Annotated in this window: 13 protein-coding genes and 1 pseudogene; 3 read left to right on the forward strand and 11 right to left on the reverse strand. The window is 36.1% G+C overall.

Features of this window, described 5'->3' with window-relative positions:
- Window positions 1-548: 548 nt before the first annotated feature.
- Entirely contained in the window at window positions 549-1112 is a 564-nt protein-coding gene (locus tag I2F17_RS01400; protein WP_196423212.1) for an NADPH-dependent FMN reductase, read from the reverse strand.
- Between the two features lie 200 nt (window positions 1113-1312).
- Between I2F17_RS01400 and dusA the strand changes: the two genes are divergently transcribed.
- The 3 genes from dusA to I2F17_RS01415 all read left to right on the forward strand — a co-directional run bounded on the left by dusA (window position 1313) and on the right by I2F17_RS01415 (window position 3638).
- Window positions 1313-2344, forward strand: a complete 1032-nt coding sequence (gene dusA, locus I2F17_RS01405; protein ID WP_196423213.1) for a tRNA dihydrouridine(20/20a) synthase DusA — start codon at window positions 1313-1315, stop codon at window positions 2342-2344.
- Between the two features lie 102 nt (window positions 2345-2446).
- Window positions 2447-3109 (forward strand): nicotinamide riboside transporter PnuC, encoded by a 663-nt coding sequence (pnuC, locus tag I2F17_RS01410; protein WP_211138905.1) that lies wholly within the window; start codon window positions 2447-2449, stop codon window positions 3107-3109.
- Window positions 3110-3158: 49 nt separating this feature from the next.
- Complete coding sequence (locus tag I2F17_RS01415) at window positions 3159-3638, forward strand: HIT family protein (RefSeq protein ID WP_196423215.1); 480 nt, start codon at window positions 3159-3161, stop codon at window positions 3636-3638.
- Here the strand turns inward: I2F17_RS01415 and I2F17_RS01420 are convergent.
- The 10 genes and pseudogenes from I2F17_RS01420 to I2F17_RS01465 all read right to left on the reverse strand — a co-directional run.
- On the reverse strand, window positions 3618-4382 hold the full coding sequence (locus I2F17_RS01420; RefSeq protein WP_196423216.1) for a tRNA threonylcarbamoyladenosine dehydratase: 765 nt from the start codon (window positions 4380-4382) through the stop codon (window positions 3618-3620). The genes I2F17_RS01415 and I2F17_RS01420 overlap by 21 nt on opposite strands.
- A gap of 1306 nt (window positions 4383-5688) precedes the next feature.
- On the reverse strand, window positions 5689-6528 hold the full coding sequence (locus I2F17_RS01425; protein ID WP_211138906.1) for a TatD family hydrolase: 840 nt from the start codon (window positions 6526-6528) through the stop codon (window positions 5689-5691).
- A 3-nt stretch (window positions 6529-6531) separates the two neighbouring features.
- Window positions 6532-7416, reverse strand: coding sequence for an RsiV family protein (locus tag I2F17_RS01430; RefSeq protein WP_211138907.1), 885 nt, complete (start codon window positions 7414-7416; stop codon window positions 6532-6534).
- A 392-nt stretch (window positions 7417-7808) separates the two neighbouring features.
- Window positions 7809-9398 (reverse strand): peptide chain release factor 3, encoded by a 1590-nt coding sequence (locus I2F17_RS01435; protein ID WP_211138908.1) that lies wholly within the window; start codon window positions 9396-9398, stop codon window positions 7809-7811.
- Window positions 9399-9749: 351 nt separating this feature from the next.
- On the reverse strand, window positions 9750-10136 hold the full coding sequence (locus I2F17_RS01440; RefSeq protein ID WP_213014402.1) for a hypothetical protein: 387 nt from the start codon (window positions 10134-10136) through the stop codon (window positions 9750-9752).
- Window positions 10133-10708 carry a glycoside hydrolase family protein gene (locus tag I2F17_RS01445; RefSeq protein ID WP_211138909.1) on the reverse strand — a complete coding sequence of 192 codons (576 nt, stop codon included), beginning with the start codon at window positions 10706-10708 and terminating at the stop codon, window positions 10133-10135. Before I2F17_RS01445 ends, I2F17_RS01440 begins: the two co-directional genes overlap by 4 nt.
- Complete coding sequence (locus tag I2F17_RS01450) at window positions 10695-10982, reverse strand: phage holin family protein (RefSeq protein WP_211138910.1); 288 nt, start codon at window positions 10980-10982, stop codon at window positions 10695-10697. Before I2F17_RS01450 ends, I2F17_RS01445 begins: the two co-directional genes overlap by 14 nt.
- A gap of 70 nt (window positions 10983-11052) precedes the next feature.
- Complete coding sequence (locus I2F17_RS01455) at window positions 11053-11781, reverse strand: hypothetical protein (protein ID WP_211138911.1); 729 nt, start codon at window positions 11779-11781, stop codon at window positions 11053-11055.
- Window positions 11781-12131: a hypothetical protein gene (locus I2F17_RS01460; protein ID WP_211138912.1), complete on the reverse strand. Its 351-nt coding sequence runs from the start codon at window positions 12129-12131 to the stop codon at window positions 11781-11783. The genes I2F17_RS01455 and I2F17_RS01460 overlap by 1 nt, the downstream gene beginning before the upstream one ends.
- Window positions 12132-12135: 4 nt before the next feature.
- Window positions 12136-14270, reverse strand: a pseudogene (locus I2F17_RS01465) (TipJ family phage tail tip protein); the annotation flags it as partial.

Below are 14270 nucleotides of genomic sequence, written 5' to 3' on the forward strand. Positions count from 1 at the left end.
AACCCGAATCGCAAACAAGAAATACAATTAAGCGACTGTTTTATATATTCTTATTTCAATTACACTATTTTTCTTTACCATCTTGTATTACAAATAAGCTAATTTCACCTTAAAAAATAAAACATAAGGGATAGAAAATTGATGCTATATATGGAAAAAGAATATATATGATTGATTTTAAATAAAATTTTATCCGTGATTAAGGTTAAATTAACCTTTTAAAACCTAGATGACATCACGATGTTTAACCCATTGTCTCGAAACTCAATTACTGTTTATGGCGTATATTATAATTTTCAAATCACCCACCTAAACCATATATCAATTATCTGCATGTAAGGCCTCATTTAACTCAAATCCTTCTTTTTTTTATTTTAGAATCATTAACTTATGAGATTTTAATCAAATAGTGAAAATGATGTAGTATATACTTTTAGTCATTCAGAGCTGTTTTTTTTAAGGGAAATCGGTTTATTCCTTATACTAGACTGTAAAAGAAAGCACTTATTTTATATAAAAAATATAAAACCGTCGCTTACTTGAATGTCTTAAACAGGATTCGGGTTATTTAACAATAATTCAGCCTCACATATCAAATCATACAGCATGTTCTGATAACCCTGTAAATCAACACTAGGCTGAATGAGCTTTTCTTCATTATTGAACTGTAAATCCTTCAATTTTACTTCTATACGACCACTTAAATTGTGCATATGTAGACCTGTTATGATCTGTTGAAATTGATCTGCCGCCTTACCTCCTCCCCTATTTGCATAAGAAACGATGAGTGCTACTTTATCATTCCACTCTGCATATAAGTGATCGACTGCATTTTTTAGGGATGCAGGATAACCCCAATTATATTGAGGAAAAACAAATACAAATAAATCACCACTTGCTATTTTTTGACTCCATTGTTGAGTGTGATGTTGTAGATATTTTCCTGTCGCAGGCAGATATGGCTCATCATCTAATGGTAAATACCATTCTTTTAAATCAATGATCTCAACATCATTATTCATTTTTTCTTGAATACTTTGCAAAACCCACTTTGATATCTGTGGGCCGATACGTCCTTGACGTACACTTGCTGTGATAATTTTAATATTCATCAGTCGCTCAAGTTCTCAAATATTTTCTAAAAGTTATATGCTAAAACCACCACGTCTTTTGTGTTTTAGCAATCTATTTTTAACATGTCATTTTGTTAACGATCTTAATTTTCATATAATCATATTTACAAGATGCAAAAAAAATTGAAATAGCGTTAAATACCCACTTTAGCAACACAAATGCAAAAGGTTATACTTCCATGAGTACTTCAAACACCCTCAATTTATCTAAAAAACCACGCATTAGTGTTGCCCCGATGATGGATTGGACCACCAAAGATTATCGCTATTTTGCTCGTTTATTTAATCCAAATATTGTTTTATATACAGAGATGGTCACAACTGGCGCAATCATATTTGGTGATGAAAAAAGACATTTAGATTTTAATACACAAGAACAGCCTCTTGTATTACAACTTGGTGGGTCAAGCCCAAAAGATCTCGCACATTGTAGCAAAATAGGTCAAGACTATGGTTATCAAGAAATTAACTTGAATGTCGGTTGCCCAAGCGACCGAGTACAAAATAATAAAATTGGTGCATGTTTAATGGCTGAACCAGACTTGGTTGCAGAATGCATTACGAGCATGCAACACGCTGTTCAGATTCCTGTGCATATTAAACACCGCATTGGCATTGATGACATGCAATCTTATGAAGAAATGCTTCATTTTGTCGACACTGTAGCAGCCACAGGATGCCAACACTTTGTAGTTCATGCACGCATTGCTTTACTTAAAGGTTTATCGCCTAAAGAAAACCGTGATGTACCACCATTACGTTATGAAGATGTCTATCGTCTAAAACGCGAACGCCCACATTTATTTATTGAAATCAATGGTGGCATCAAAACGGTTGAAGAAACACTACAACATTTAAAACATGTAGATGGTGTGATGATCGGACGTGAGGCCTATCATAATCCCTACTTGCTTGCTGAAATTGGACACGCTTTATGGAATGATGAACATCCTGATCGCTTTGATATCATTCAAAATATGCTGCCTTATATTGAACAACGTTTAGCACAAGGTGCTCCATTATCCATTATTACTCGACATATTTTAGGTTTATTTCAAAATTTGCCAGGAGCTAGAAAATGGCGACAAGCACTAAGTGGTGGACAAGCTAAAACCATAGATGACATCCATCACGCGGTGCAGCAAATGCAAGATGCCATTCAGCGTACAGAGGCATATTTAGCACAACATCAATCTATAAATGATGAGTGATTGCACTCAAATTGGTACTTGTAATCTGTAAAAATTCATTTCATGATACTCGAATTCTATTTAAAAAATTCTCCGCTCATGAAATTATTTCACGGTTGGACCATGTTCGAAAAAATATGGCTTGCTGTCTTTACAATAATACAGTTTATTTTATTTTTTTGGTGGCAACAAAGTACCATTGATCTGATTTGTGCTTTATCTAACATGTTATGCGTGGTTCTTGTCGCTAAAGGGCGTATTGAAAACTTCTTCTTTGGTGTGATTGCCACTTCACTCTACGCCTATATTTCCTACAAAAATCAAATTTTTGGTGAAGCCATGCTCAGTGGTTTCTTTTATCTTCCCATGCAATTTATTGGCTTATACTTTTGGTTAAAACACCGTAGTCAAACTCAAACAGCCCATACCGATGTTGAAGTCAAAAATTTAACAGGCAAAGGTTGGATCATCATGCTGGCTGTGGTTGCTATTTGTTCTTTCAGCTACGCAGAATTTTTAGCTTACCTCAATGCACAACAGGTCCATTTAGATTCAATTACTGTGGTGATTTGCATCATTGCACAAATTTTAATGACCATGCGTTACTCAGAACAGTGGTTTTTATGGGTCACCTCTAATATTTTGGGCATGATTATTTGGGTCAATGCTGGCAACTATGCCATGGTGATGATGACTTGTGCATCATTATTTAATGCATTGTACGGCTGGTATCACTGGCATAAGCAGGCCAAAAAAAATCAACAGACAAATATTTCATCGTCCTGAAATATATGCGATTTATATTCAAAAACAGCATATAAAAATGAGATAAAACATGGGCTGTATATTTTGTAAAATGGTCAATAAAGAGTTACAACATCATATTGTAGCGGAAGACGAACATTTCCTTGCATTTTTGTCTTTATTTCCAAACACGCTTGGCACGACTGTGGTTATTCCTAAAAAGCATTACAGCAGTTATGCTTTTGATCTTGAAGATCAAGTATTACATGAGCTTGTTCAATTCACGCGAACTGTGGCAAAAAAGCTAGATCATTTTTTTGATGATGTTGGCCGAACTGCGATGGTATTTGAAGGCTTTGGTGTAGACCATGTTCATGCAAAACTGTTTCCAATGCATGGTACAGCGCACACCAACCAACAATGGCAAGCGATTAACTCACCGATTGATCATTATTTTGAACAATACCCGGGCTATATTTCAACCCATGACGCAGCGCAAGCCAATCATGAAAACCTTGCTTATTTAGCAGCACAAATAAGAGCTTTAAAGTCAAATGACTCTGGCATCTAGCTTTTTAAGCACCTCAGCCACAGCAATCATGGCAAATGTAGAAGTAACCACAACAGCAGAACCATATCCACCACAACGCAAGCCTGCTGTAGTACATGTATCTGCTGAAGTGACAGGTAAATCTGCAGAATACACACACGTAATACCAAATTTTTCTTTTGGTTTTTTACATATACCCATACCACGTAGTTGACTGCGTAATTTAGCCAACATAGGGTCTTGCTCTGTTTTTGACAAGTCAGCGACACGTATTTTCAGCGGGTCTTTTTTCCCCCCTGCACCACCAGAAACGACTAAAGGGAGCTTATTAAACCGACAGTGTAACATTAAAGCCAATTTAGCTTTTACGTCATCAATACAATCTAAAATGACATCGGGACGATTTGCCAAAAGTGATTTAAGATTATCTGCATTCAAATAGTCATCAATCAATGTTAATTGAACGTGGGGGTTAATTTCACGACAACGCTGTGCCATCACTTCAATTTTTTCAAGCCCTAAGGTTGAAGATAATGCTGGAAGTTGCCGATTAATATTTGAAGCAGCCAAAACATCCATATCAATTAAGGTCAAATGTCCAACACCTGTACGTGCTAATGCCTCAATAGCCCAACTACCTACACCACCAATGCCAATCACAACAACATGGCTTTGCTGATATTTCGTAAAAGATTGTTCGGTATAGACCTTCGATACACCAGCAAAACGGCGTTCATATTCATCATCTTGAAGCATATCAATCATATACCTATCCAATTATGCAGTAGTTAATACGGCATAGTGTAGCGTGTTTTATTTTTTTAGTCTGCGCCAACGCAATAATGAATATCAACACAGTCAAGGCCATTCATCAAAACATTTGCTTTAATCAGGCTTTTTATTGATCAGTATTCAATAGTATCTCTAAAATATATATTTAGCTTGGTTTGAACAAAGAAATTTCTACATTTTTCAATAATCGTTAAAACGCTCATATATAGTAGAACCATCAAAAAACACATACAAGTAAAGACTACGGAATATATAGGCAAGCCTTTAACTTGATTAGTGATATGAATAACTAAAAGATTTCTCTATAACCCGAATCCTGTTTAAGCTTTTATTTTAAAATCATTTGCTTATGGTATTTTGATCAAATACTAAAATTATGTAGCATATACGTTTAGTCACTCAGCGCTGTTTTTTAAGGGAAATCGATCTATTTGTTATACTAGACTGTAAAGGCAAGCATGTATTTTATATAAAAATATCAAACAGCATCTTACTTGAATTTCTTAAACAGGATTCCGGCTCTATAGATCTATTTCCAATGCAGTTTTTAAGATTTTTCTTTATACATTTATATTTTATCACCACATAACATGCGTCTATCGTATTTTTATTTTCAGTCACTTACACTTGTATTTTCAGTTAAAATTATCTTATTGATCGTATAAAGTACTAAATATAATAAAACGACCAAAAACCACATACAAAGAAAAATGATACAGTATTGCTAGATACGTCTGTAGTATAAAAATTTAGAACATTTTACTATAAAGAAAATATTTTTTAATCAACATATAAAACAGCAACTTCATATTATCTATTCAACAAAAACTTACAGTATTTAAAATATCTAAATTCAAGTTTTAAACCATATATAGTGAAACCATCTAATTGTTCATACAGTTCATCATGCTAAAGCCTTATGTAGCCAGCCGTATTTGGTAATTTTTACTTGTATGTAGTTTGACTATACCTAAATATTCAAATTTCATTTAGATGCTTATATTTGTTTTCATCTATTCAATTCAATATGGATGTTTTATCATTAAAAATGATTACACCCAATCATTGAAAGTACAGCATAAATATTATTTAACCCAAAGCACGGATAAGAAACTTAATTAAGCTCATTTTTTATATACTTTTATTTAAATTCGCAGTTTTTACTATCATTTTGCATAACAAACAGAGCAATTTCACCTAAAAATAAGTACAAATGACAGAAAATAAATGCGATATCATTGTTTTTATGGGTAAAAAACATAAGTAATTGATTTTAAAATCAATTATTAAAACAAAATTCGGACGATTTAAGCTTTAAGGCCAATACACTATTTTTCCAAAGTTGCTCTGCGACAGTAGGTACATCAAGCTTTAATGCATCGGCTAAACTTTGACAAGCATAAGTTAAATTAGCAGGTACGTTTCGAGTGTGCGATGTATTGGCATGTTGACAACAAACGGGCGTCATATCAGGACAATCTGTTTCTATGACTAAATGCTCTAAGCCAACCTCTTGTACAACACGATGTAATTTTTTAGCATTTACGTTCGTAATTTGACCTGTGACACCCAACTTAAATCCAAGTTGAATAAAAGCTTTTGCTTCTTGTACGCCACCACTAAAAGCATGTGCGATGCCTCCTTGGGTAAAATGCTGTGCCTTGAGCATTTTCAATACGTCGGCATGTGCTTTACGAATATGTAGTAATACAGGTTTATTGTATTGTTTAGCCAATTCAAGCTGAGTTTTAAAAAAATATTGTTGACGTTCATACAGCTTGGGTTCTCGGTGCTGTTTTAAAAAAGTATCTAACCCTATTTCACCAATCGCCACACAATTTTTTTGCTGTAAATATTGTTCTAATACATATAAATCATGGTTTTGATGTTGTTTTATATAAAATGGATGTAGTCCGGGTGCAAAGTAACTGCGTGGATACCGATCTGACTGCTCAGATAACCACTGATGAGTATTCCATAAAACATCAAATCGCTGTCGCGTAATTCCTATAAGTACTAATGCTTCAACACCGCGTTGTTTTGCCTCACTCGCTAAAGTGGCTCGATCTATGTCAAAATCTGGCACATCAAAATGAGTGTGAGTATCAAATAGTTTCATATGTTATGGTTTAGTAGGTAAAAATTGAGGCTTTAGAATATTTTTAAGCGCTGCATACGGTATGGTAAAGCTTGGAGTGCCCATTAAATACGGAGCAATGTCATATTCATTGTACTGTAGCACCAACCCCTTATCATTCAAGTAGAAATTATGACTGATCTTAAATGGCCAAGCTTGTTCATAATCTTTCACATTGTCTGCAAGTTTTTCATTTAACACCCAATCTGTAAATTGCCGATATACCTTTTCTTTTAAGGCATCTTTTTGATTAGGTTGTAATAAATCCTCTAAACTTAATTGCTGTTGCTGTAATAGATCAAATACAAAATACTGTTGGCGATGAAGCGCATGCGCTCCTCCCAAAAAATCTTGTGACTGTAAAACAACGGTTACCAAATTACCCACATGTGATTGCTGATCTATTTTTATAATAAAAGAAGTGTGTATATTGCTGTTTACTTGATTAAGATCTTGATCTAACTGAAAAAATAAGTCTGCATAATGCTGTACTTGTGCTTGAAAACTGGCATTACTCATCTGATTTTGCAAGCTTAAATCACTGATGGTGCTTGTATCTGTAGAATTTGGATTTAGCTTTTGTTTTAAAATATCAAGTGTGGCTTGCTCGAGCGTTTGGTTAATAAAATTTTGATGACTACTCAAATGTGCAATTGAAAACTCTGCACAACGACGGTAATCACAACGAGCGTGTTCAATCCCTAGCGGGGTAACCTGTGGATTAAATTCAGGTTGTTTCGGTAACACTTGTGCAGTTGTCTCTTTTTGATTTGTATCTTGCACTACAGTCGGTGGCTTTTGACACGCAGTAAGTACACAACATAAGAGCATTGCATATCGCTTGTTATTGTTTTGTGTAGTGTAAAGCATTATTTTTTTCTCACATACATATACGACTGTATATAAGTTGATTAAATTAAAGAGAATGACGTTAAGATACAAGAAAATCTATGTAACTTGAACATTTATCTTTAAAAACTAAACTCTAAATAACCTAAATCCTGTTTAAGGAATTCAAGCAAGCCACTGTTTTATATTTTTTCTATAAAATAAATGCTTTCCTTTACAGTTTAGTAAAACGAATAAACAGATTTCCCTTAAAAAACAGCACTGAGTGACTAAACGTATATGCTACATAATTTCAGTATTTAATCAAAATACTATAAGTAATTGATTTTAAAATAAAAATTTAAGCAGGATTCTGCTTAGATATTGTTTCAATAAAAAAACAGCTTCTCTAAAGAAGCTGTTTTTTATAAGATTTAATGTTCTCTAGTATTTCTAAACTCAACGTCAGGCCAACGTTCTTGCATAATCTGCAAATTTACACGGCTTGGTGCCAAATACGTTAAATGGCCACCACCATCGACAGACAACTGATCATGTGCCTTTTTCTTAAAATCATTGAGTGTTTTTTCATCATCACAGTGTATCCAACGCACTGTATTCACATTCACAGGCTCATAGACACAGTCCACTTTATACTCTTCTTTTAAACGATAAGCCACTACATCAAACTGTAAGACCCCTACCGCACCAACAATCAAATCATTATTAATTTGTGGCATAAAAACTTGTGTTGCTCCCTCTTCTGAGAGCTCTTTTAAGCCTTTTTGTAATTGTTTTGATTTTAGCGGATCTTTTAAACGTACACGGCGGAACATTTCAGGGGCAAAGTGCGGTATGCCTGTAAAATGTAAAGATTCACCATCAGTAAAGGTATCACCAATTTGAATAGTCCCGTGGTTGTGTAACCCAATAATATCGCCAGGCCATGCTTCTTCTAAGTGCTCACGTTCACCTGCAAGGAAAGTTAAAGCATCAGAAATACGAATATCTTTACCTAAACGTACATGGTTCATTTTCAAGCCTTTTTCATATTTACCTGAGCAAATACGCATAAAGGCAATACGGTCGCGATGTTTTGGATCCATGTTGGCTTGAATTTTAAAAACAAAACCTGAAAAACCTGTTTCTGTGGCTTCAACTGATCTTTCTTGCGTCGGATGCGCTTTAGGTGGCGGAGCCCAATCAATAAAAGCATTTAAAATATGGTCTACACCAAAATTTCCTAATGCTGTACCAAACAATACAGGAGTTTGTTTGCCTTGTAAAAATAAATCATGGTCAAACGTATCTGCTGCCATTTGTACAAGCTCTAAAGACTCTTCAAATGCTTTAAAAGATAAGTCACCAATTTTTTCACGAATGTCAGGATAATCATAACCATCACGAATTTCTATATCTGTAATGGTTGAGCCAAATCCTGCTTTATAAAGGTATGTTTTATTTTCAGCAATATGGTACACACCTGCAAAATCACGACCCATGCCTAATGGCCATGTGATTGGCACACAACGGATTTTTAATACATTTTCAATTTCGTCGAGTAATTCAAGTGGTTCTCGAATTTCTCGGTCCATTTTATTAACAAATGATACAATTGGCGTATCACGCATGCGACAGACGTCCATCAATTTAATGGTACGTTCTTCCACCCCTTTTGCACCATCAATCACCATCAATGCTGAGTCTACTGCGGTGAGTGTACGATACGTATCTTCAGAAAAGTCTTCGTGACCTGGGGTATCAAGTAAATTAATCACATGTTGCTTATATGGAAACTGCATGACCGAGGTGGTAATGGAAATTCCACGCTCTTTTTCCATTTCCATCCAATCAGAAGTCGCTGAGCGGTCAGATTTACGGCTTTTTACCATACCTGCCACTTGAATGGCTTTTCCCCATAACAGTAGTTTTTCTGTCATGGTGGTTTTACCCGCATCGGGGTGAGAAATAATAGCAAAGGTTCTACGAGCCTTTACTTCATTAGCTATTTGATCTTTTAACATTGATAAATTCTTTAATTTGTACACACATTTGTACACTAATAAAAATATGACTTAGTGCTGTATGAAAAGTGAAAAACTAGATTGCATTGATTATATCTGATTCAATACGGTCTAGCTATAAAATAGAAAGTGATGCAGGATTTGAATGATACGTGGAAGTAATACTATTTTAAAAAGCCGGCTACTCAGTCGGCTTTTTATTATTCAGTATTAAAACCTTGTGACTTCATGAGCGCATCGTGTCTATACTTGCAGTCATTATATTTTTTCACTGTATCAATGGACCATATCAACCACGCCTTGCCTATGTTTTCATCTAGCGTTTGAAGATCTGGGCAAGGTTGCAGTAAGTTACTTGGTACTTGCTTTGGTGGATTGACCTGATTTAATGAGCTCGTTGAGTTGCAGCCGACCATCGTCATCGATACAAACATTGCTATACACAGGGCGATCAATGTATTTATTGATTGTCCTGGTAACATATTCAACTTTTGTTGCCTGTTCAGCTTTAAGCTTTTCATAATCTGCACTCACTTTGTTCATTTCAATTTGCTGTTTTTGAACCGTATCTAAATAGTTTTGTGTCTGTTTCTGCACATAGTTTGCATGTTCAAGCTTCTGTTCTTGCAGTTTGACTTCTTTATGATTTACGACAATCAACGCAAAAACTAATAAAAAAGCGAGTAATGCGATTAAGCACTCTCGCCAAAACTTTAATGCTGTCATTAAATAGATCATGTATTCACCCCCATGCATCGATCAATACGCCATTTCTGTCGATTCCATACCCCTTTGCATTTTGAGTTGATGCGACAATCTACTTTTGTGCTATGTGGTGGCACACGACTAAATCGCCAATTCGATAATGATTGACATGCTTGCACATACTGCCCTTTTTTAAGATTGGTTAACATGTCTGATCTCAGCCAAGCAGGAAGCCCAAACTGATAGACAAAGTCAGCGTAAAGATCATATTCAACTTGCGAAATCTTGACGTTTTTAAGTGAGTTGTTAAATGGCTCCCGGTGTTTTGTGATGTGGGCTTGTAAATAACGTAAAGCTTCTTTTTGAGAGATTGGCTTATCTGTCATCTTTATTTTTGTGCCATCGGGTTTGATGGTTGAGCCGTTGCCTTGAGTAATCACCCCACCTGGATCTCGGTACGGTTTTGATCTGTACCCTTCATGCCCTGCTGTATTCTTCAACCCCTCTTGGCTAACATCTTTAATATATGTTGTGGCTACTGGAATACCAGTAAGCCCGACTGCCCCTAGAATAGATCCAATAACAAGGTACTTATTCTTGTCCATGCCATTTGCCCTCCAACATTAATTTAATTTTTTGTTTTTGTAGTTCAGTTTCACGCTTATGTTGTTGATGCTTGTAATACCAATTCATGACGAAACTAAAAACGGTAAAAGCAAGACTTACCAGAGCAACAAACAGTAAAACTTGTGCAACAAAATCTAGTTTTGAAATCGCTGAAATAATCCCTGCCCCAGTGCTTGTATATGCACCAACTTGAGTGGTTTTGTTTGTAAATACGGTACTGGCGGTGTCTAATAGTTGTTGCTGATCTGTCATGTCGTTCTCTTTTATTAAATTTAGGTATAAAAAAACCACCTCGAAAGATGGTATATAAGGGTTTTATTTTTCAAATATTTGTAACATCTATCGCCATCACAGTTGCATTGCATGCTCCTGAAAATTCACTAGATGTACCACCTTCTGAAGTGCGACCCACTCTTCGTCCTTCATAAATTAAATTCAGAGTAGAGTTTGTGTAATCCACATATGAACTTGCCTCTACAATACGCATATCAGCACTACTTCCCAGAGTAAAAGCATCACAAGAACTACCAAGCGTTAAAATTGCAATATTCTTTTTTTCAATATCATAAACACTTAGAGAGCTAACATATTTTTTAGGGCCTTGATTACTCTTATTAAAATTCACAATATCACCAGCAATAAAACCAACTACTCTCAATGGCGGTGTAAGCGCATCGTAAACGAGATTTCCATCATCATTAAAAACTTGTAATCCAAATTTAGATGTTGAGGATATAAATTTATATATATCAAATTCATAAACCCAACAATCCCCAGAAGCGACAATACCATTTGCGTTAAAAACAGATAAAAAATATGATCTATTAACATTTACATCTATATTATGTGCCAATTCTGATTTGATCCGAACACCTCTATCAGAGGGCAATACGGCAATAATTGAAGATTTACTATTACAATCATACTTCGTTCTGTATCCAACTTTTAAATAAGTTTTACGCATGAAACTCATGTTCAAACCTGTACCATCAGAATCTATTTGAATGATGGTACGGTCATTTGCATTTCTAGATTGAAACCCAGCACCCATTAGTAAACTCCATACATAATTGATTGTTCAGGTATATTATTTCTCCAAACTCTAAACTTAAGAGTAAGAGTATTACCGTTAAGAAATATGTCATAAAATGAACATGCTGAAGATGTAATGGGTTGCCAACCATTATCAGAGGTATACCAAGAAACCCCAAATGTTGTTGAATTTTGAAATGGAATAACAAATGGTAATCCTTCATTAAAACGATCATCAGTAATCGTCTCTGTATAAAACCCTTCACCTCTAGATGTTATTTTAAAGAAACCCAATACACGTGAACATCTGTCCGTAATATCTTGAACTATTTTTCCTTCCTCATTGAATACTTGTAACCCTTGTGCCATATCGTCACCACATTCCTAACTTCACACGTAAAACATTATTGTCATCATAGACTTGTATAAGACTGCCTTCTAAAATCATTCGTGCACCATTTGGTTTATTAGGATCTTTAAATGTCGTAATTTTTCCAAGATTTGCACTAAGTGCACTTAAACTATCTACATTGATCTTACTTGCATCAATTTGACCAATATAAGCACTATCTAAATACAGACCTTTTGGAATGACAGTACCATTCGGCAAAGTGGTTGCTGTTGAGCGATATACAAAAGCATAAGCCGGTGTTTGATCATCTGCAGTCACTGGTGGTGCAATTGCAAAACTATTTGCACGCCAAATTGCATCTACTGTTTTGCTGTTGTTTTCAATCGCAACACCACCGATCACATTGCCCGATTCCAATTTCAAGCTTGCACGTGCAGTTAAGCCATCAATAGAACTTTGCTGTGACTGAATCGATGCTGTGTGATTGCCCACAGTCGTTTGAATCGTACTCACTTGATTCGCTGTTGCACCTTGTGCAGTTGTCAGCGTATCTACTTTGGTTTGTACAGTCGCAATCGTAGTATTGGCCGTATTGGCTTTATTCAGCGCATCATCAGCGGTACTTTGCGCTTGTGCAGCTTTGTTTTCAGCTGAAGCTTGTGCAGCATCTGCTTTATTTTTTGCATCTAAAGCGGCTGCTGCAATCGCTGCTGATTGTGCTGCAGTGGCTTTATCAGATGCATCATTTGAGGCAGATGCTTTTGCTGCGTCCGCTTGTGCTTTAGCTTGTGCATCTGCATAAGTTTTTGCAGCTAACACCGCTGCGTCTGACTTTTGCTGTGCGTCTAAAAGTGCTTGATTTGCTGTGCTCTGCGCATTTGTCACAGAAGATTGCACCGTATCAATACGACTAGATTGTGCTGAATCGGCATTTGCAAGTGCATTAAGTGAGCTTTGAATCGTTGCTATATTGCTTTGCAAGTCGTTTCCGACCTGTGCTTGCAATGTAGTAATTTTCTGACTTAAAGCACTATCTGCATTGGCACGTGCTGTTTGTTCAGATTGAATTAAAGCTGAATTACTTGCAACATTCGCTTGAGTCACATCAATACGCTGACTTAACGCATTATCACCATCAACAATAGCAGACTGAATACTCCAGCTTGATGCTTCATTGCTTGTACTATCAACAGTAAGTAAAGTTGAATCTGCAGTAATGGGTGTCACTTTTGCATACACACCATCTAACTTCTCAGACTGTGCTTTTTGCTGTGTCGAAAGTGTTTTGATCGATTCTGTTGCCCCTGCCACTGCACTGTCATTTTGTGACTTATAATCAGTTAATGCTTTCGCATTCGCTGAATCTGCTGTTGCACGTGTTGTTTGCTCATTCACAATTGCTGCAGCATTACCATCTGTTTTAGCAGAAATCGTATCAATACGTTGGCTTAAAACATTATCAGCACTTGCACGTGTGGTTGATTCACTCGTAATTAAAGCCTTGGCATTGTCTGCTGTGCTTTGCGCTGTATTGATTTGCTGTGTCAGTGTCGTATCTGCATCCGATCTCGCTTTTGCCTCCTGTTGAATAGCAGATGCATTATTTGCAGTATTCGCAGAAATGGTATCAATACGCTGACCTAGTGCACTATCTGCATTTGCACGTGCTGTTTGTTCAGATTGAATCAACGTTTTATTGCTATCAACACCTGCTGAAACTGTGTCAATGCGTTGACCCAGTGCACTATCTGCATTTGCACGTGTACTCGATTCACTTTTAATCAATGTTTGTGCATTGTCAGCCGTACTTTGTGCAACATTCACCGCTTGAGTTAAAGCACTGTCTGCATCAGATCGTGCTTTTGCTTCATTAGTGATTGATGCAGTATTACCGCTCACAGTGGTTGAAAGTGTATCAATGCGAGTCGCTAATGCTGAATCTGCAGTTGCACGTGCGGTTTGTTCCGACTTGATCAAAGCTGAATTACTTGCAACATTCGCTTGAGTGACATCAATGCGTTGGCCAAGTGCATTATCACCATCTGCAACAGCAGATTGAATCGTCCATGAAGATGCTTCATTGCTCGTACTATCAGCCGTAAGTAAGGTTGAATCTGCTGTGATGGGTGTCACTTTTGCATACACACCATCTAGCT

Source organism: Acinetobacter baretiae, from assembly GCF_015627105.1.
GTDB lineage: Bacteria > Pseudomonadota > Gammaproteobacteria > Pseudomonadales > Moraxellaceae > Acinetobacter > Acinetobacter baretiae.